This is a genomic window from Enterococcus cecorum DSM 20682 = ATCC 43198 (assembly GCF_000407565.1).
Classification (GTDB): Bacteria; Bacillota; Bacilli; order Lactobacillales; family Enterococcaceae; genus Enterococcus_E; species Enterococcus_E cecorum.
Map to the genome: position 1 here is coordinate 1 of NZ_ASWI01000003.1, position 20,390 is coordinate 20,390.

Here is a 20,390-nt window from a genome sequence, read left to right on the forward strand (position 1 = left end):
AGAAAATGCGTTCGACTTGCATGTATTAGGCACGCCGCCAGCGTTCGTCCTGAGCCAGGATCAAACTCTCATAAAAAGTATTGATAAGTCATAAATGACTTTAAGCTCAAAATTGATTTTGCTAGCTATTGCTTGCATGTATTTTTCTTTAGTTCGCAACAAACTAAAGACCCTACACATTGGTTGTTTGCATTTATTTGTTCAGTTTTCAAAGGTCTACTGCGTTGCATTGACAACTCCTAAAGTATAACACTCTATATTTCGTTTGTCAACAACTTTTTTCAAATAATTTTCTGAATGTTTTTCAATTCAGCGACTCAATCAATATATCATCTTGAAACTTTTTTGTCAACAAGTTTTTTTATATTTTTTTGAGTGATTTGAAAATTCTTTATTAACTTGAGAAAACCTTTATCAAATCAAGGCTTGTTCTCAAAGACAAGTAATACTATACCAAGATTTCAGCTTTCGGTCAACAAGAAATTTAAACTTTTTTTGTCATTTTTAAAACTTTTGTAAAAACTGGAATATTCACGGTTATCTTTGTTTTATTATTCGCTTTTTAAGAAAAATCAGACTGTTTCTTCTTGAATCAAGTATTTTTCGTTCATCATTTCTATTGGTTTAGCCTAAAAAAAGTAGGTTAACTTTCATCGTTTGGGCCAACCTACTTTCTATACATTAAGCTGTGATTGTTTGATAACGAGGACTTTCAACTACCTCCAACATAAATTGATAAGGATTTAAGGTATCAGAAACGACTAACTCAAAAATTTTGGGCGTGACACCTGAAACCAAGTAGACACCTGCTTCATTTTGGGTAACTAGTTGCTGATTATGGCGACTAGCTACATTCCAAAAAAACAATTTTCGGCAAATGATAACTAGATGAAGCAAATTTTTGTTTGGCACGTTCGAAATTGGTTACTTCATGATTGTCCACACATGCATCAAACTCCATATCAGAAATAATTAATAATTTCGCTGGCAAGGCAGTTTGTGGTAGTTTATGCTCAAGTGCCGTCTGTAAAATCAAATCAAAGACACCTTCTAGATTGGTATTAGCCACTTCATTAAAGGCCGCTAAATATTCCAACTAATCCATAAATGTCTGACCTTTTATTTCGATGAGTTGTGGTTTTCTCGAAAATTCGATGAAATGATTACGGAAAGCTCCTTGATTATGTTGGGCAAAATATAACCCTAAAGATAAAGCGACACTGGCAGGGATAGGATTTTGACAATCGAAATACATTGACCCTGAAGTATCAATAACCGCTAACGTATCCTCAATGGTCTCATAATTTGGTAGTTGTTCCCAAATGGTGTTAAGTAGTTCTTTTTGTGCTACATCGACAGGAACTTTAGGAGCATCCTCCCAAAAATAATGACGAGGTCCAAGTAAATCTAACCCTTGCTGCACTACTTCATAGGGCATCACTTGACTCGTATTCATTTTTTCTGCCCCGTTTTTACCTAGTCTAAATAAGCTTGATAGCGTAATTCATCGTTATGCAAAAAAGCCTTACGATATTTAAACAGCGCACGTGAAGGTTGTTTGGCATAATCAAAGGAATAATCTTGCTCGCGTAAATGATTTTCAATTAAATGTAAGGATTTTCTCATCGCGGATAAACTTTGGCGATATTCTTTATCACTTAATTGGAAGAAACGCGCAATCTTTTTAGCCCGTTTAATCGTTTGTGCATTAGAAGCATTAATCGAAGGCAACCATTTAGCTAATAACGAGATAGCTTCCCCATTAGCTAAACGTTGTTGGTCTGCTTGAAATTGCTCAAACAAACAAGTGAGGGCAGCTTCTTCACAAGGGGTATCCAAACAAGTCAATAAATCATCAAAGCGACATATTCTTTTAATTTCTTGCGCACAGTAGATTCATCAAAAAGCCGTGTATTGGGAAAATGTTGCAAAATTTCATCCAGCTTATCCATTATTTCGGACAAACTTAACCGTGCCTGTTGACTCAAGATAACCATCAGATAAAAGTGCAAGGTAATATCACCTGGCGTAAAACTCTTAGCTTTCCATGCTTGATAAAAAGGATTATGGACAATTTGGCGACTATCGATGCTTATAAATACTTGCTTACCTTCTTTATCCTGATGAAACTGCATATATTCATCCAGCCAGCTAGCTACTCTTCTGCGCTCATCATCATAAGAACGGCTACTTTTTTGCACAAATTCCTCACGACTTTTAAAACCATATACATAAAACTCGCGCATATAGCTACGAATTTTGCTAAAATTTTTTATTAATTCACTATAAGCCATCCGCCAAGCCCCCTTTTTTAATGTCCTCTTTATTTTACTACAAAGCAAGAATTTACAAGCCGCCTCACATTCTTTATACACAACGACGCCTAGAGGTATCAGGGTTTGAATCCTGTACTTCTAGGCGTTGTGTATGATATGTTTATTTTTCGACGTTCTTAAGGGTTGGGAATAATAAGACGTCACGGATTGATTGAGAATCAGTTAGTAACATCACTAGACGGTCGATACCGATTCCTAGGCCTCCGGTTGGTGGAAGACCATGTTCTAGCGCTTCTAGGAAATCTTCATCCACACCATGTGCTTCATCATTACCAGCTGCGCGTTCACGTTCTTGCGCTTCAAAACGTTCTCTTTGGTCAATTGGGTCATTCAATTCCGTAAAGGCATTAGCAAACTCTTTACCCACGATGAACAATTCAAAACGATCAGTAAAGCGAGGATCTTCAGGATTTTTCTTCGCAAGTGGAGAAACAGCCACTGGATGACCATAAACAAAAGTAGGTTGACGTAAAGTATCTTCTACAAATGTTTCAAAGAATTCATTGATAATATGACCGATTTCCATCGCATCAGTAATTTCTACATTATGTTCTTTAGCCAATTGACGAGCTTGTTCAAGTGTCATATCTTGCCAGAAGTCGACACCTGTTTTTTCTTTCACGGCATCTACCATGTGTAAACGTCTAAATGGTGAAGTCAAATCAATCGCTTCTCCATCGTAACTAATTTCAGTCGTACCTAATACTTTTTGAGCAGCATTGCGGATAATGCCTTCTGTTAGGTCCATCACATCTTTATAATCAGTGTAAGCAGTATAAGCTTCTAACATGGTAAATTCAGGGTTATGAGTTGTATCAATCCCTTCATTACGGAACACGCGAGAAATCTCGTATACTTTTTCCATACCGCCGACAATCAAACGTTTTAAGTGTAACTCTAAAGCGATACGTAGGTAAAGGTCCGTATCTAAAGCGTTATGGTGCGTGATAAATGGACGAGCCGCTGCACCACCTGCTTGATTGTGTAAGACTGGTGTTTCAACTTCGATATAGCCTTGAGAATCTAAGTAACGACGGATTTCACTGATGATTTGGCTACGTTTCATAAAGCGGTCGAAACTTTCGCGGTTACTAATCAAATCTAAGTAACGTTGACGATATCTTTGTTCGACATTGGTTAGTCCGTGATATTTATCAGGTAATGGACGCAATGCTTTAGATAGAATTTCAAAAGTTTCTGCCTTGATGGACACTTCACCGGTATTGGTCTTCATAATTTGACCAGTCACACCATAAAAGTCCCCTAAGTCTGCTTGTTTGAATAATTCATAGGCTTCTTCGCCGACTTCATCTTTTCTCACATAGATTTGGATTTGGCCTTCGCGATCTAGTAAATGCGCAAAACCAGCTTTCCCTTTGCCACGTTTGGTCATCATACGACCGGCAACGCTAGCTTTTAAGTTTAAGTCGTGTAATTCTTCTTTTGTTTTGTCATCATAAGCTTCGTGTAATTCTTTTGAGTTATGGGTACGCTCAAAACGTTTACCGAATGGATCAATGCCTTGTTCGATTAGTCGTTCCATTTTTTCACGACGAACCAACATTTGGTCATTCAACTCTTCTTGTCTTTCAATTTCAGTCAAGATATTTTCCTCCGTTTCAAAATTTGCACTCATCCATAATATTGCCAATGAAAGGCGAAAAAATCAAGCGAAATTTAGGAATTGCTTGATTTTTTTCATCTATCTATTATCGCACAACAGGATTTTCCTCCGTTTTTTTCAAGAAGTCATCCAATAATTGAATCATTGTCGCTTTATCTTCCGTTTGGTTAATCGCTGCTTTGACTTTAGCCGCCCGTGGGATGCCTTTTAGATAATAAGCCGCATGTTGACGGAATTCACGTGAAGCAACTTTTTCCCCTTTTAAATCAATTAAACGGTCGAAGTGAATTTTCGCAATATCAATCTTTTCTCGTGGGGTTGGCTCTGGTAATAATTCACCCGTTTCCAAATAATGCACTGTGCGTTTAATCATCCATGGATTACCTAAAGCAGCCCGACCGATCATCACCGCATCGCAGCCGACTTCCTCTAACATTTTCTTTGCATCTTCTGGTGTGCGGACATCGCCATTGCCCATAAATGGAATGTCGATGTTTTCTTTGACTCGACGCAAGATTTCCCAGTTTGCATGACCTTCATACATTTGCACCCGAGTTCGACCATGCATTGCTAAAGCCGCTGCACCCCCTGCTTGAGCCGCTTTGGCATTTTCCACAGCAAATAAATGGGCTTCATCCCAGCCTGTACGCATCTTCACAGTTACGGGTAATTTTACCGCAGAAGATACCGCATCGACCATTTCATAGACTTTATCTGGGTCTAATAACCATTTGGCACCGGCTTCAGCTTTGATTACCTTATTGACCGGGCATCCCATGTTAATGTCGATAATGGCTGCTTTGGTATTTGCTTCAACAAACTGAGCCGCTTCCACCAAACTATCTTTATTGCCACCAAAGATTTGCACGCTTAATGGATATTCACGCTCATCGATGTAAAGCATGTCTAAAGTCTTTTTATTGCGGAAATGAATGCCTTGGTCACTAATCATTTCACACACGACCAGACCGGCCCCTGCTTCTTTGACTGTCACCCGAAATGCCGCATTAGAAATTCCTGCCATCGGTGCCACTACGACTCGATTTTTAATTTCAATATCGCCTATTTTCCAAGTATTTGTCATTTGTTTTCCTCAATTTCTGTGATTAATCCTTGTAAGTCTTGCTCAGAGAAATGATATTTATTCCCGCAAAATGAGCAAACTGTTTCTGCACCATGATCTTCATCTATCATTTCTTGTAATTCTTTGGTCCCTAAAGTAATCAGTGCTGTGGCGAATTTGTCTTTGTTACAATCGCACTTAAAGCAGACTGGTTGGGTTTCAAGATAAAAAATGGTCGTGTCATCCAAAATGGTTTCTAAAATTTGTTCTGGCGTCATCCCACTATCTAAAAGACTAGATACACGTGGCAGGCTGGCTAATTTTTGCTCTAAGCGTGAAATCAGCTCTTCACTTGCACCAGGCATAATTTGTAGCATGAATCCACCAGCGGTTTGAATGGTGTTATCTGGATTTACCAAAACACTTAGTCCAACTGCTGAAGGGATTTGTTCAGAAGAGGCTAGATAATAGGTGAAATCTTCCCCTAGCTCACCAGATACAATAGGTGTTTGACCGGTAAATGGTTCTTTCAAGCCTAAATCTTTAATCACGACAAATGACCCTTGCGTACCCACAGCGCCTCTCACGTCAATCTTACCTTGCGCATTTAATGGTAGGGCAACTTTAGGGTTTTGGATATATCCTTTAACTTCTCCTTTGGCATTTCCATCGACAATGATTGCCCCTGCTGGACCGTCACCTAAGATTTTTACGGTTAATTTATCTTTCCCTTTTAAAGTCGATCCTAAAAGCAAGGTTCCCACTAAGGCACGACCTAAAGCAGCCGATGCCGTATGCCATGTTTCATGTCTGCGTTGCGCTTCAGCCACAGTATCCGTCGCATTTACCGCATAGGCACGTACCACACCATCATAGGCCAGCGCTTTTACTAAATAATCAGCCATCTTTCTCCTCCTTTGGCTCTTTTCACTTTTTCCTCGATACCTAAAGATAATACCGAATTCATGGGAAAAATTCAAATTTAAAGTTTAGATGGAAAAAGACAGCACCCTAAAAATAGGAAACTGCCTGAATACGTGCTAGTGTGGAAAAAATCGTTAAACATACGAATAATCTGCCCCTTGGAGTTGTACTTCTCTAAAACCTTTAAAACTTGCTTCATTTCCTCAATTGGATCAGATTGATGTTGCAAATACTTAGGCTAGCACTTAAGCACCCGCCCAAGTACAACTATTACACCCACGAATGTAAAAACATATAGATGGTCATTATCATCTTCAATCACATCAGCCACTTCAATTGATTATCATTACACAAAAACCAAGTTCTGGTTACTTTATGCGAAATCCTTTATTTTTTTCAGTATTTTTCAAATAGCGCAACGAGTTTATTATAGTTTTTCTAATTGCTTTTCTTGATCCATTTTTGTATAGATCACTGCGAGAATTTGAACCTCTTTTAATGCCTCATCTATTCTAAAATAGATATAGTAATTTTTTACCCTAAGTTTACGAAACCCTAAATCACCCCATTATTGACCTCGCTCTAATTCATCAAAAACATCATCTATTGGATAACTATCCCCTTGGATTGCCTGAGTATAGCCTGTTGCCATCATTGAATTGAAGGTGTCTCCATCCATTTCTTCTCTTATAGGAATAGTCTTAGAAACAGTCAAAGGAAATGGTATCCCTTGTTTTAAAATGATTTGTCTGTAGAACATATCAATAGCACTTGCCCTAGAAATTCCTAGGGTATCCAGTATCTGTTCTGCTTGTTCTTTAATATTTTCTTGTATTCTTACATTAACATTTGCTGTTTTCATTACTGCCATAATACTCACCTTCCTTTAACTTAATTATAAGGATTTGTATCGCATATAGCAACACATATCTTAAAGAAATAAAATCTCTCTATTATCGTACACCGACTCGCTATTATCTACTCCACATCTAATTGCTCTATCTCAGCAACTAGCGAAAGTTCGGGAATGAAAGCTGAACCTTTTCTTAAGGCAGTGACCAAATCCGCTTCATTGCCGTCTGCGTGTTCTGCCTGCTCAAAGGCTTGCTGGACGACATGATAGACTGTGTCGTAGTCTGGTAATTCTTCTTTTCTAATTTGCATAATAACCTCCCATAATTCTAAAAAGCGACCGATTACTTGAACCGGCCGCTTTTTTCTTATTCTTCAGTTGTATCATCTGGTGTGATTGTTAATTCATCATCCGCTTGCGCTTGTTTTTTCGCATCACGTTCTTCTAGGGCACGTTTTGCTTCTTCATAACTTTGCGCTTTTTCACTTGGAAATTCAGATTCATCTTGTGCAGGCATTTTCCCTGTTTCAAACAAGGACTTGATTGCCTTAGCATCTAATGTTTCAAACTCTAATAATTTTTCAGCAATTAATTTATGTTTGTCACGATGCGTTTCGATGATTTCGCGTGCTTTATCATGAGCTTCCATCAAGATACGGCGAACTTCTTGGTCAATTTCATAAGCAATTTGTTCAGAATAAGCTTTAGTTTGACCATAATCACGACCGATAAAGACTTGATGATTACCTTCGTATTGCACAGGTCCAAGCTTGTCACTCATACCATATTCAGTCACCATGCTGCGCGCTAAGGCTGTGGCTTGTTCAAAGTCATTGGAAGCCCCGGTAGATTGAACACCAAAGATAATTTCTTCAGCTGTACGTCCACCTAATAGACCAACAATTTGTTCGAACATATCGTCTTTGGTTAACAACATTTGATCTTCTTTTGGTAAAGCAATCATGTAACCACCGGCGCGTCCACGAGGGATAATCGTTACCTTGTGTACAACACGCGCACGAGAAAGCACTAAACCAACGATGGTATGTCCGGCTTCGTGATAGGCCACCATTTCGCGTTCACGTTTACTAATCACGCGGTCTTTCTTAGCAGGACCAGCAATCACGCGGTCTTCAGCTTCATCAATATCTGAAGCATCAATTTTCGTTTTATTCCGACGGGCAGCCACTAAAGCCGCTTCGTTTAAGACGTTTTCTAAATCAGCCCCGGCAAATCCTGGTGTTTGTTGGGCGATTACTTTCAAGTCGACATCATCAGCCAATGGTTTATTTTTCGCATGGACGCGTAAAATAGCTTCACGACCTTTGACATCGGGACGACCGACTAAAATTTGACGGTCAAAACGGCCTGGACGCAATAACGCTGGATCCAAGACGTCTGAACGGTTGGTAGCAGCAATGACGATTACGCCTTCATTTCCACTGAAACCATCCATTTCAACAAGCAATTGGTTAAGGGTTTGTTCACGTTCATCATGTCCGCCACCCATACCAGCACCACGTTGACGACCCACCGCATCAATTTCATCGATAAAGATAATGGCTGGTGAGTTTTTCTTCGCAGTATCAAATAAATCACGTACACGACTTGCTCCGACCCCGACAAACATTTCTACAAAGTCTGAACCAGAGATAGAGTAAAATGGTACGCCTGCTTCACCGGCAACTGCTTTAGCTAATAAAGTTTTACCGGTTCCTGGGGGTCCTTCTAGTAACACCCCAGCTGGAATACGTGCACCTAATGCTGAGAAGCGACGTGGATCTTTTAAGAATTCCACCACTTCGACTAATTCTTGTTTTTCTTCTTCAGCCCCAGCTACGTCAGAGAAACGCACGCGGTTGGCTTTTTTATCGGCTTCTTTGGCTTTTGATTTACCAAAGTTCATCACGCCACGGCCACCACCGCCACCACCGGCTTGTTGACCCATAATCATGTAGAAGAAGAAAATCATGATGACAAACGGCACCATGCTAATTAAAAATGAAATCCAAACACCACTGCTGGATTCTTCCTTAATGGTTGTATCTACATTATGTGTTGCTGCCAAAGATGTAATTTCACTTAATGTGGAATCATTTGGCAAGACAATCGTTGTAAAACTCGTTGACTTCGTGCTAGTTGAACCTAGAATCGAAAGTCCACTGTTATTACTTACTGTTTGTTCATCTTTGTATTTCCCGCTAATTTTGTAGACGCCATTTGCCGGTTGTACGGAAAATGACTTGATTTTACCGTCTTCTAATTGCTCAGTAAATTTCGAGTAGTCAATCGATGGTGACTGACTGCTACCATTGCCGACAAAGAAGATTAAAATCCCCGCCATTGCAAGAAGCACAAGGATGTAATATAAGGTATTTTTTAACATACCATTATTATTTTTCCTGTTCATCGAGCTCCTCCTTGCCCTTATTTGTCTTTTATTGACCTATATATTTTAACATAAGTATCAATATTTTTTTACTCATTTGTTTGATAAATTTCAGGTTTTAATACCCCAACATAAGGTAGGTTACGATAACGTTCGCAGTAATCTAAACCATAGCCGACCACAAATTCATTCGGCACATCAAAGCCAACATAATCAGCTTCGATATCCACCGCGCGTCCTTCTGGTTTGTCTAAAAGGGTCACAATGGTAATCGAATTTGCTTTACGATATTTGAATAGGTCTACTAAATAAGCCAAAGTACGACCGCTATCAATAATATCTTCCACGATTAACATGTCACGGCCTTCTACATTGGTATCAAGATCTTTCACAATTTTGACCTCACCAGATGACACTAAGGCATTTCCGTAACTTGAAACATCCATAAAGTCGATTTCCACATGGCTATCCATCGCACGAATAATATCAGCCATAAAAGGAACAGCCCCTTTTAAGACACCTACGACTAAAGGATTTTTTCCTGCAAATTTTTCTTGTAATTCCTTACCTAGTTCTTCACAACGAGCGGCGATTTGCTCTTTTGTAATCAATACTTTTTCAATGTCATTCATCAACATGACCTTATCCTCCTTAAATGCTACTCTATGTATCGATAGACCAGTATGTAACGTATTTTATCAGTTTTAGCATCAATACTCAAATAAGAATTCACAAAAGGAAGCAAACTCATGATATTTTTTGACGCATCTAAGACCACAATTGCCTGCATTCTTTGTGCTGTCGGTATCTTTTCGTCAATAAAATACCGCCGAACCTTTTTTGTTAAACTTGTACTTAATGCGATTTTATCCCCAGGTTTTCTCGGGCGTAACGTTAAAACCGGATTTAATTCTGCCAAAAATTCATGGCGAAATTCTGAGAAATGTTTGACTTTTTTGGGAATTTTTTCCTCGCCTGCGACAAATAGCCCCACCCAGCGATGTGCATCAATCATGATTGACTCGCCCACTTTGAGCGTGTAGCAAAAATCTTGACTCGTCACTTTTTCTTTTTGACGCGTAATGATTAGCTTGTCTTGGCTGGCTTGAATTTGCCAATGATTTTCTACCGAGAGTACAAAAGCCGTTCGCTCATCGGCAAGTAGGTCTAACACTTGCGCTACATGGGCTTCTTTTAAGGGAATCTGCGCTTTAAGTGATAAGCGATGAAAAATCCCCTGTAAAGCAAAATAGCGTTTCGCCGGTGTAAGTTGAAAAAAGGGTTCAAGCAAAATCTGATAAGTATCGTACCTTTGTCTGACAAGTGTATCATACCATGTATCTTGCATTTCTTCCAAGATTTCCTGTAAACAGTACAACTGCTCACTCAAACGTGCCACTTGATTTAACGCTTGTGGATTTTCGCCTTTTAGCACTGGCAGTACCTGATGACGCATACGATTACGCGCATAGGCAAGACTTTGATTGGTTTCATCTTCAAAATAGGTTAATTGCTTTTCGTGCGCATAATCATAAAGTGTCTTTTTATCCGTAAATAGTAAAGGACGGCACAATGGCAAGGTAGTCTCAGGAAGCACACTTTTGGCTTTCATACCAGCCAGATTTTGAAAATTACCGTACTTGACTAACTTCATCAGCATGGTTTCCAGTTGGTCATCGCCATGGTGGGCCGTTAATAGACAGGTAAATCCTTGTGCTTTCATCACTTGGGCAAAATAACGATATCTCGCTTTTCTTGCCTGCGCTTCAAGATTTGTGGTCGCTTTTTCTTGCCAATTTGCTGTAAAGAAAGGTAATTGGTGTGTTTGGCAATATTCTTTTATAAAGGCTTGTTCTATCGCTGCACTTTCTCTTAGTTGATGGTTAAAATGCACCACGGCCATTGGGATTTTTGCAAAACATCGCTGCATCAAATCGAGCAAGACCATCGAATCCACACCGCCAGATACAGCAATCAACAAATAATCAGTCGGCTGGAAAAAAGCATTTTTTTGACAATGTTGATAGAATTGTTTAGCTAAATCCATAGCACACCCCTTTCTTTATTTGGCGACATCACTCGGACTTTTCCGACGCTCCGGACAGACCCTAGCTGCTTGGAGCTGACCGACCCGCCTCACATCCTTTTAATCGGCGTTCAGCAGCTAGACATTGTGACATTCGCCCTCCCGCTTGAGAAAATCTCCTTTCATCCGATTTTCTCAGCGGTAGGTAAGCACATAAATTTCTTCGAGGCTTTCCGAGCTACTTCACGACCTTATACAATCTGTGTTCGCCGGGTAGCTCCTGTGTATCTAAGCCGGCCTGTCTGGGAAAATCTTAAAACACGATGGATTTTCCAGACATTCCGGAAAACTTAGCTACTTGGAGCTGATCGACCTGGCTCACATCCTTATAATAAAACGAGCATCAATTAAGTCTCGTATGGAATAATGAGTACTTAACTGATGCTTAGAAATAATAATTTGAATTAGCTACGACGTCCGCCACGTCCACCGCGTTTGCCTTCTGTATTGCGGCGTAAAGAAGCTAGGCGATCATCGCTATCCTTTAAGAATGAACTCATCAGCGCATCGAAGTCTTGCTTAGGTGCATTTTCTTTGCGGCCATTATGATTTTTGTTAAATGGTTTTTTGTGTGAATGTTCCTTCTTTTCTTCTTTTGGCTTGTCAATTGCTTTACGAATGGATAAACCAATCTTCCCATCTTCGCCTATAGCAGTTACCAAAACAGTCACTTCATCGCCAACTTTGAGTACTTCATTAATGTCTTTGACGAAACCATTTGAAACTTCACTAATATGCACTAGGCCGGTTTTTCCCTTTCCCAAATCTACAAAAGCACCAAAATTGGTAATTCCTGATACTTTTCCTGGTAGTTTTGCTCCAACTTCGATTGACATAAAAAAATAGTTCCTCCTAATATAACCCTTGTATATAATTCAACGTGACTTGCACGATGGATCCTTAATCATTTGAATCGCTAGTCTCCGGCAACACATAAACTAGCTCTCCTTCTTTTGTATAAAAATAACGACTTCTTGCAAGCTTACCCACATAGTCATCGTCTTTTAATTGCGCCACTTCTTTTTCTAGAGCAGCCTTTTCTTCCTTCGTCGTTTTATTCTTTTCCTTTGTTTCTTGTGCGTAAGTCTTTAATTCACGCAAACGCATTTGATCTTTGAAAAGCACCACACCTGCACTAGCAAACAAAATAAAGGCAATCGTGAACAGGAGGGTTAAACGACGTCTGCGAAAGATTAACTGTCGCTGTGTATAGTTAGTGCTTGCATGAAATTGTTTGGTTGCATCATTATCCAACATATGTACATTATCTTTTTTTGCCTTTTTCAACACCCTTGCCTCCTATTGATTCTTTCATACTTGTCAATTATACCAATATCTAAAAACAATGTCTAGATAGCTATTTTGAAAGTCAGACAAAAAAAATAGCCTTCCTCTGTTTTTTAGAGAAAGACCATTTTCTTTTAAGCTTCTATCCTTTTTTCAGAAAGAATTTCATACATTTTACTTGCATCTTCTTTTTTTGTAGAATCTTGCAAGGCGAGCACTTTCACTTCGAGCGTTTTATTGCCAAATTGAATTTGCAATACATCGCCTACTTTCAACGTGCTGCTTGATTTGGCTAATTTGCCATTAATTTGAATCCGTCCTTTATCTGCTACTTCCTTGGCAACAGAGCGACGTTTAATAATTCTGGATACTTTTAAAAATTTATCTAATCTCATTTTTTCCCTCGCATCAATACTAAAATTTGTTTTCCTTTTGGTAATAAAAGCCACTCGCGAATCGTCAACAAACGGACTTTTACGGCTGTTACTAAAAATAATGTCGCACCAATTATCACACCGAGAATACATACCGCTAATGAAGCCAACCGTGATAAGTCAGTCGGTAAAAGCTGTAAATAGCCTACTAATCCTACACTCATCACTAATAAACACACACCTAATTTTAGCACAAATTTATCTTCTTTCCAAAATCCATTCACTGCGCGACTCGTCTTTAGCATGAAATAGCCTAAAGCATATCCCAAAGCAAGAATAGTGGAAAGAGTCGCACCATTAATTGAAAAGAAAATGGTGAGCGGATAAGATAAAATCATTTTTAGCACAATCGCACCTACAACAGCATAAAAAGCCAGGCGAAAATGATTTTTGCTTTGTTCAATGGCCTGATAACTCTGAATCATCGACATCATAAAAATCGCAATGGCAAAAATACTTAAAGCGCTACTTCCTAACGCATCTCTAAACAAGGCTTTATTCATTAAAGGTAAGATTAAAATCAGCCCCACTGTAGCCGCACTCGCCAAGGTAGCAATCAACCGCAAATACATCTTGCTAGAACGTAGGTGAGAAAATTCCTTCTCTTGCATCTGATAACGGGTCAGATTAGGAAGAAAACTCGCTGACAAAGCTGTCGAAACGACTAATCCTAATTGTACGAAAGGTTGCCCGCGATCGTAAATGCCTTTTAAATTTTGCGCATCCAGCATGGAAAGTCCCGCCTGATGCAACCCGTTGGCAACTGTAAAGCTATCCACCAACTGAAAGACAATCAATAGTCCGGTATAAAGCGTAAGTAAGCCACCTTCAATTAATAAGCGTGATAACAGATAGCGTTCGGTTCGGAAAAGTTCTTTGATTTGTGCCACAGTCGGCCAAGCAAAGTATAGCCAAGATAACTGTTGCTTTTGATATTTCTTTAAAATGCATAAAGCTATTATCCCACCAACCACTGAGCCTGTCATCGCCCATTGTGCCGTCTGATAGACATCAAAATATCCGTGAGAAAAGCCCAAAGCTGCCAAAATGATGATGAGTACGCGAATCAGCTGCTCATAAACCTGAGAGACCCCACTAGCTAGCATCGCCAATTCACTCTGATAAGCGCCACGATAAATAGAAAGCAACGGTACTAAGAAAAAGGTACAAGCACTCACCATCAATACACCGGTTAACTGTTCATTTCCCATCCACTTGGCAAGCACCGGGCTAAGTAACAGCAAACCAATCGCCATCATAAAAGATAAAATCACCAATAACGGAAAGATTTTCGCAGCTTTTTTCTGTTTTTCTAAATCATTTGAACTTTCCGCTAAAAACCTGGATAAGAATTGCGGAAAACCTGTTAACGCCAAAGTCATTGCTACTCCGTAAAAGGGATAAGCTTGCTGATAGGCATAAAAGCCCAAATCACCCACAAAGTTTTGGAAAGGAACACGATAAACTGCACTTAATATTTTTGATAAAAAGGCCGCAAATGTTAATATAAACGCCCCTTTGAGTAATTGTTTCATACTTTTATCGGACATTGGCTCCTCAATTCTGCACATCTGTTTGTTTTTGTGCGACTTGTTTTTCGTATTTTATGTCACGTAAAGCTTGCATAAATTGATTTAATTCCATCAGCCAGACCATCGCCGGCATTTTTGGTGTCAAGCTTAAAGTGATTTCCATCTTATCTTTGGCTTGGTTCATATTTGCTTTTAATTTGGTAGCCGTTAATGCTTTAAACAAATCTTGCACCACATATTGCTGGGTACCGACTTTGCTCAAGGTAATTTTGACAGCTAGGCCTTGTTTTTTCACAGCTTCTACTAAAGAACGTTCTGCATTCATTTTTAACTCACCGACTGCTAATAAATGCGCGACTTCATCTGGATACTCTCCAAAGCGATCGAGTAAATCATCTTGTAACTCGTCCAGTGCCTCTTGACTATCCAACTCGCGAATCCGTTTATAAATCTCGATTTTTTGCCGTTCATCTTCAATATAGCTCGTTGGTAAGTACGCATCCAAGCCCAAATCAATTTCGACCATCGTTTTTTCCAATTGGGTATTTTTCCCTTGCTTGCGATTGACCGCTTCAGCTAGCATTTGCGAATACATATCAAAACCGACCGAATCGATAAAGCCGTGTTGTTGCGCCCCTAAGAGATTTCCTGCACCACGAATCGATAAGTCACGCATCGCAATCTTAAAGCCAGAACCTAATTCAGTGAAGTCCTTGATTGCTTGGAGTCGTTTTTCGCTGACTTCATTTAAGATTTTTTGCTGCTCATACATAAAGTACGCATAAGCTACACGATTACTACGGCCCACTCGACCACGCAATTGATACAAGGTAGAAAGCCCCATATAATCCGCATTTTCGACAAATAACGTATTAGCATTTGGAATATCGACCCCAGTTTCAATAATCGTCGTCGTGACCAAAATATCGTATTGCCCTTCAATAAAGTCAAATAGCGTATTTTCTAGCTGAACTTCTGTCATCTGTCCATGCGCAAAGGCAATCCGAGCATCAGGAACTAAAGCTTGGAGTTCTGCTACTTTGCTTTCGATACTCTCCACCCGATTATATAGATAAAAGACCTGTCCACCTCGAGCCATCTCACGCATAATGCCTTCACGAATCGCCCCGGCATTATACTCCATCACATAAGTTTGAATAGGATAGCGATTGGCAGGTGGCGTCTCAATCACTGATAAATCACGCACCCCTAACATCGACATATGCAAAGTTCGCGGAATAGGAGTTGCAGTTAAGGTTAATACATCCACTTGGGTACGCAATTGTTTCAAGCGTTCTTTATGACGGACTCCAAAGCGTTGTTCCTCATCAATGACTATCAGACCTAAATCACTAAAAGTCACGTCTTTAGAAAGCAAACGATGGGTGCCAACGATAATGTCAATTTGTCCATGTTTAAGCTGTTCGATGGTTTCGTTTTGTTGCTTTTTGGTTCTAAAACGACTCAGCAAGCCAACATTTACTGGAAATCCTTCAAAACGTTCCAAAATCGTCTCGTAGTGTTGCTGTGCCAAAATCGTAGTAGGCACTAAGAAGGCGACCTGCTTACTTTCTTTAATTGCTTTAAAGGCTGCACGCAAGGCTACTTCTGTCTTACCAAAACCGACATCACCTACCAACAAGCGATCCATTGGTTTAGCTTTTTCCATATCTTTTTTGATTTCAGCGGCACTCTTCAACTGGTCTGGTGTCTCTGAATAAGCAAAAGCATCTTCAAATTCTCGTTGATAGCCATCATCTGGTAGGTACGCATAACCTTTTTGTGCTTCTCGTTTGGCATATAGTTCAATTAAATCATCGGCAATGTCTTCAATCTTTTTGGCTACTTTACGCTTCGTCTTTGTCCATTCGCTGCCACCTAATTTGTTGATCTTAGGTTGCTTAGATTCTGAAGCGACGTATTTTTGAATTAAGTTCAGCTGCGTCACCGGGATAAACAATTTATCATCATTTTGGTACTGAATCGTCATGTAATCTTGGTGAACGCCATCTACTTCCAAAGTCTGCAACCCTAGATACTTCCCGATACCGTGATTGGCATGAACGACATAATCGCCCACTTTTAATTCATTATAGCTCTTTAAGCGTTCAGCATTGGTAATATTTTGACGGCGTGCTCGTTTTTTCGCGACTTTTTGGAAGATTTCACGCTCGCTAATTACAACCAAATGACTCTCTGGCAACTCAAAACCAGCTTGTAATTCAGAAACAATAATCTGACTACGGTTAGTAAAAATCTTCTCTGGTGTGGTTTCTACCGCATAAATTTCGTGCTCTTTAAAGGCTTGCATCAGCTTTTCTTGTTGGGTCGTGCTGCTGACTAAAAAAAGAACGGTTTGTTGTTGGCGTTCAAAGCGGTCTACTTCTGCCTTCAACAAGCCCATTTGTCCAAAGAATTGCTGCATCGGACGGTATTGTACCTGACAAATCGCCTTGAAGCGCAAATTCCCCATTCCTTTTTGAAAAAGGGAGAAAAAGGTAGTTGGCGCCTTGTGTTTGGTTAAGAGGGGTTGAATCTCTCTGAAAAATTCTTGGCTTGAAAAAATGCGCATTTCTTCTAATTTTTGGGCTACCCATTCCATCGTTTCTTGCTCTAACTGACGGGCTGATTCCATTACACGGGCATAGTCATCCACGATAAAATAATGATCATCGCTAAAGTAATCTAAAATCGTGACTTGCTTTTCGTAAAGTAAATCGACATAGTAATGCACGACATCAGTGGCTTCCAAATGGCGCCAGCGTTCCATCAACTCTTGGAAATACTCGGTTAAACGCACTTGATCTTCTTCATGCTTGGTTACGGCCAAACGCTTTTGTAATAACTTCTCTACTTTTTCAATTCCGCGGATAAAATCTTGCGGAAGAAATACATACTCACTCGTCGGCGAAATCAAGACTTCCTCAATCTTTTCAATCGAACGTTGGGTTTCTACATCAAATAAACGTAAAGAATCAATCTCATCATCAAATAATTCGATACGGCATGGATATGTCTGGTCAAGCGGATAAATATCAATAATGCTGCCACGAATACTAAATTCACCCGGTTTGGCTAACATTTGCTCTCTTGTATAGCCCATTAAAGTTAATTTTTGCGTGATAGCTTCTAAATCCAAGGTTGCCCCGATTTTTAAAGCGAGATGACTATCTTGCCAAGTACTTTTTGCTGGCAAAGCTTTTCTTAAACTTGCAACCGGCAAAATATAAATTCCTTTTTGCCCTGAGCTAATCGCATTTAACGTAGCGACACGCTGACTTTTCGCTTCAGGGGACGCAAAAGCCATCTCCGCAGATAATACTTCATCCACTGGGAAAACAAACACTTCATCTATCTGCGTACGTAAATCATCGGCTAACTGGTTGGCATAAAACAAGTTAGGACAGATGATCACAATTGATTTTTTTAGCTGTTGAAATGTATCGATTAAAGCTAAAGTCTTGGCCGAACCTGCTAACCCTAAGACCAGTTGACGCGATAAGCTTTCTTGTAATCCTGCTTGCCAAGACGCAATGGCCGGATCTTTTCCGACGATTCTTGCTAAACTCATTAAAATCCTTCCTTCATATTATTTTTGAAACAGACTTAGCCACTTTTACTTTTTTATCAGTAAAAATGGCTGATGATTAATTAAATTGATTCATGGTTTTCATAAAATCATTGGTCTGGATAAAATATTCCAGAGCTTCGACTGTTTTATCCATCGCTTGGTTGATAACAGGCTGTTCATCCTTATCAAAATTGGTCAATACATGGTGAATGACCGTCTGATTTTGTTTTGGCCGAGCAATTCCGACTTTGATGCGGTTAAAAACTTGACTATTCAGATGTGAAATCACACTTTTGACCCCATTATGACCCCCGGCGCTTCCTTTTTGACGCAGACGAATCTTCCCTAGTGTCAAATCTAAATCATCATAAACAATCACTAACTCTTCTGGATAAATATTGAAATAAGTCATCAACGGTCCAACTGCTTTTCCTGACTCATTCATAAAGGTTTGCGGCTTCACGAGTAGAATCTTTTCCCCATTTTCAAAATACTCGCCGACCAACGCTTGGAAGGCATTCTTTTTAAAGGTTACCTGATGTTTTTTCGCCAATTCATCAATAACCATAAAGCCGACATTATGCTTGGTTTTTTCATATTTTGTTCCCGGATTTCCCAGGCCTACAATCATTTTCATGAATATTTTCCTTTCAAACTAACAAAAAATCTTCATTATCCTACTATTAATTATCAAAAAAATCAATAGTTTGCCTTTTTAGTATATCATACTTCCTAATGATAGCGAATATTTCGTGATTTTTGTTTTCTATTTTTTATGAAAATCATTTACGAAAAACACCAAAACTGAATTTTCTCATCTGTACCACTCTATGAAAATGAAAACATAAAAATGAAAAGAGTGTTTTTTCATTATATGCTAGCAAAATATCATTCTCTATCCTTTTCATCTATCGCAACAAACAATCTTGAACCTTACTTTCAAACACATAAAAATCAAGAAACGACCTTTTTTATCTCCTTTTCCTTCTTGTTCGTGAAGCAACAAACGAAGAATGAGAATTTTTCTCATTTTAGTGTACATTTTCACAATTGAACAAAGCCGATTTAAAGCCAAAGAAAACATTTGCATAAAAACAGTTCGAAATTCTGTTACATTTTTTGAAAAAAGTAATGACAAACCTTCGTGAAAATGGTAGCATATACATAGAAATAAAAATCTTTGGAAGGATTGGTACACAAGATGTCAAACGAAAAGAAACATCAAAAAGTTATTCTAGTTGGAGACGGTGCTGTAGGTTCTAGTTATGCATTTGCGTTAGTTACTCAAAATATTGCTCAAGAAGTTGGGATTGTTGATATTAACAAAGCAAAAACTGAAGGAGATGCCATTGACTTATCTCACGCTTTAGCTTTCACTTCTCCAAAAACAATCTATTCAGCAACTTATGAAGATGCACATGATGCTGATCTTGTAGTCATCACTGCGGGTGCCCCTCAAAAACCAGGTGAAACTCGTTTAGACTTAGTGCACAAAAACTTAAAAATCAACCGTGAAGTCGTAACATCAATCGTTAACTCAGGTTTCGACGGTATTTTCTTAATCGCTGCTAACCCAGTAGATATCTTAACTTACTCAACATGGAAATTCTCAGGTTTCCCAAGAGAACGTGTTATCGGTTCAGGTACTTCATTAGACTCAGCTCGTTTCCGTCAAGCACTTGCTGAATTAGTAGGTGTTGATGCCCGTAACGTTCACGCTTATATCTTAGGTGAACACGGAGATTCAGAATTCCCAGTATGGTCTCATGCAAACGTTGCTGGTTTACAAATTTACGATTGGGTTAAAAGCCATCCTGACATCAACGAAGAAGAAATCGTTGACTTATTCTTCAGCGTTCGTGATGCTGCTTACACAATCATTGAGAAAAAAGGTGCTACTTTCTACGGTATCGCTGTTGCCTTAGCTCGTATCACTAAAGCTATCTTAGATGATGAAAATGCGGTATTACCATTATCTGTTTACATGGACGGCGAATATGGCTTAGAAGATATCTTCATAGGTGCCCCTGCTGTTATCAACGCAAAAGGTATCAAACAAGTAATCGAAATCCCATTAACTGATGGTGAACGTGAACGTATGCATGCTTCTGCTAAACAATTAAAAGAAATCATTGATGAAGCATTTGCTAAATTAGATGCTGAATAAGCACTAAATATAGATAGCACTAAATATAGATAAGTTAAAAAAACGTCTATCTTGATTCTTCAGGATAGGCGTTTTTTATATTTCTAACAAAAAAACACCTACTTATGGAGCAAATACCATAAGT

General features: G+C 39.2%; 18 protein-coding genes, 1 rRNA gene and 1 pseudogene. 1 reads left to right on the forward strand and 19 read right to left on the reverse strand.

Going from position 1 to position 20,390, the window contains the following annotated elements; genetic code table 11:
- The 19 genes and pseudogenes from I567_RS00675 to pth all read right to left on the reverse strand — a co-directional run.
- Positions 1–76 (reverse strand): 16S ribosomal RNA (locus tag I567_RS00675); the annotation flags it as partial.
- A gap of 605 nt (positions 77–681) precedes the next feature.
- Entirely contained in the window at positions 682–867 is a 186-nt protein-coding gene (locus tag I567_RS12800; protein WP_051074558.1) for a hypothetical protein, read from the reverse strand.
- Positions 845–1,456, reverse strand: a pseudogene (locus tag I567_RS12860) (DUF7788 domain-containing protein). Before I567_RS12860 ends, I567_RS12800 begins: the two are co-directional and overlap by 23 nt.
- A 20-nt stretch (positions 1,457–1,476) precedes the next feature.
- Positions 1,477–1,803, reverse strand: coding sequence for a hypothetical protein (locus tag I567_RS12205; protein ID WP_145960260.1), 327 nt, complete (start codon positions 1,801–1,803; stop codon positions 1,477–1,479).
- 41 nt (positions 1,804–1,844) lie between these two features.
- Positions 1,845–2,294 (reverse strand): hypothetical protein, encoded by a 450-nt coding sequence (locus tag I567_RS00685; protein ID WP_016250328.1) that lies wholly within the window; start codon positions 2,292–2,294, stop codon positions 1,845–1,847.
- Positions 2,295–2,436: 142 nt separating this feature from the next.
- The gene (lysS, locus tag I567_RS00690; protein ID WP_016250329.1) at positions 2,437–3,939 is read right to left on the reverse strand and encodes a lysine--tRNA ligase; all 1,503 of its coding nucleotides are present in this window, start codon (positions 3,937–3,939) and stop codon (positions 2,437–2,439) included.
- A gap of 106 nt (positions 3,940–4,045) precedes the next feature.
- On the reverse strand, positions 4,046–5,044 hold the full coding sequence (gene dusB / locus I567_RS00695; RefSeq protein WP_016250330.1) for a tRNA dihydrouridine synthase DusB: 999 nt from the start codon (positions 5,042–5,044) through the stop codon (positions 4,046–4,048).
- A complete protein-coding gene (hslO, locus tag I567_RS00700) occupies positions 5,041–5,928 on the reverse strand; it encodes an Hsp33 family molecular chaperone HslO (protein ID WP_016250331.1) in 888 nt (295 codons plus the stop codon). The genes dusB and hslO overlap by 4 nt, the downstream gene beginning before the upstream one ends.
- A gap of 587 nt (positions 5,929–6,515) precedes the next feature.
- On the reverse strand, positions 6,516–6,818 hold the full coding sequence (locus I567_RS00705; protein WP_016250332.1) for a type II toxin-antitoxin system RelB/DinJ family antitoxin: 303 nt from the start codon (positions 6,816–6,818) through the stop codon (positions 6,516–6,518).
- Positions 6,819–6,925: 107 nt separating this feature from the next.
- A complete protein-coding gene (locus I567_RS00710) occupies positions 6,926–7,111 on the reverse strand; it encodes a hypothetical protein (RefSeq protein ID WP_016250333.1) in 186 nt (61 codons plus the stop codon).
- 56 nt (positions 7,112–7,167) lie between these two features.
- Positions 7,168–9,210 carry an ATP-dependent zinc metalloprotease FtsH gene (gene ftsH / locus I567_RS00715; protein WP_016250334.1) on the reverse strand — a complete coding sequence of 681 codons (2,043 nt, stop codon included), beginning with the start codon at positions 9,208–9,210 and terminating at the stop codon, positions 7,168–7,170.
- A gap of 68 nt (positions 9,211–9,278) precedes the next feature.
- Entirely contained in the window at positions 9,279–9,827 is a 549-nt protein-coding gene (gene hpt / locus I567_RS00720; RefSeq protein WP_016250335.1) for a hypoxanthine phosphoribosyltransferase, read from the reverse strand.
- A 20-nt stretch (positions 9,828–9,847) separates the two neighbouring features.
- Positions 9,848–11,236 carry a tRNA lysidine(34) synthetase TilS gene (gene tilS / locus I567_RS00725; protein WP_016250336.1) on the reverse strand — a complete coding sequence of 463 codons (1,389 nt, stop codon included), beginning with the start codon at positions 11,234–11,236 and terminating at the stop codon, positions 9,848–9,850.
- Positions 11,237–11,679: 443 nt separating this feature from the next.
- Entirely contained in the window at positions 11,680–12,111 is a 432-nt protein-coding gene (locus I567_RS00730; protein ID WP_016250337.1) for a S1 domain-containing RNA-binding protein, read from the reverse strand.
- 64 nt (positions 12,112–12,175) lie between these two features.
- A complete protein-coding gene (locus tag I567_RS00735) occupies positions 12,176–12,565 on the reverse strand; it encodes an FtsB family cell division protein (RefSeq protein ID WP_016250338.1) in 390 nt (129 codons plus the stop codon).
- A gap of 131 nt (positions 12,566–12,696) precedes the next feature.
- Positions 12,697–12,957 carry an RNA-binding S4 domain-containing protein gene (locus I567_RS00740; protein WP_016250339.1) on the reverse strand — a complete coding sequence of 87 codons (261 nt, stop codon included), beginning with the start codon at positions 12,955–12,957 and terminating at the stop codon, positions 12,697–12,699.
- Entirely contained in the window at positions 12,954–14,546 is a 1,593-nt protein-coding gene (locus I567_RS00745; protein ID WP_016250340.1) for a putative polysaccharide biosynthesis protein, read from the reverse strand. The genes I567_RS00740 and I567_RS00745 overlap by 4 nt, the downstream gene beginning before the upstream one ends.
- 7 nt (positions 14,547–14,553) lie before the next feature.
- Complete coding sequence (gene mfd / locus I567_RS00750; protein WP_016250341.1) at positions 14,554–18,099, reverse strand: transcription-repair coupling factor; 3,546 nt, start codon at positions 18,097–18,099, stop codon at positions 14,554–14,556.
- Positions 18,100–18,175: 76 nt separating this feature from the next.
- On the reverse strand, positions 18,176–18,736 hold the full coding sequence (pth, locus tag I567_RS00755) for an aminoacyl-tRNA hydrolase (RefSeq protein ID WP_016250342.1): 561 nt from the start codon (positions 18,734–18,736) through the stop codon (positions 18,176–18,178).
- A 564-nt stretch (positions 18,737–19,300) separates the two neighbouring features.
- Between pth and I567_RS00760 the strand changes: the two genes are divergently transcribed.
- Positions 19,301–20,266, forward strand: coding sequence for an L-lactate dehydrogenase (locus I567_RS00760; RefSeq protein WP_016250343.1), 966 nt, complete (start codon positions 19,301–19,303; stop codon positions 20,264–20,266).
- The last annotated feature ends 124 nt before the right edge of the window (positions 20,267–20,390 follow it).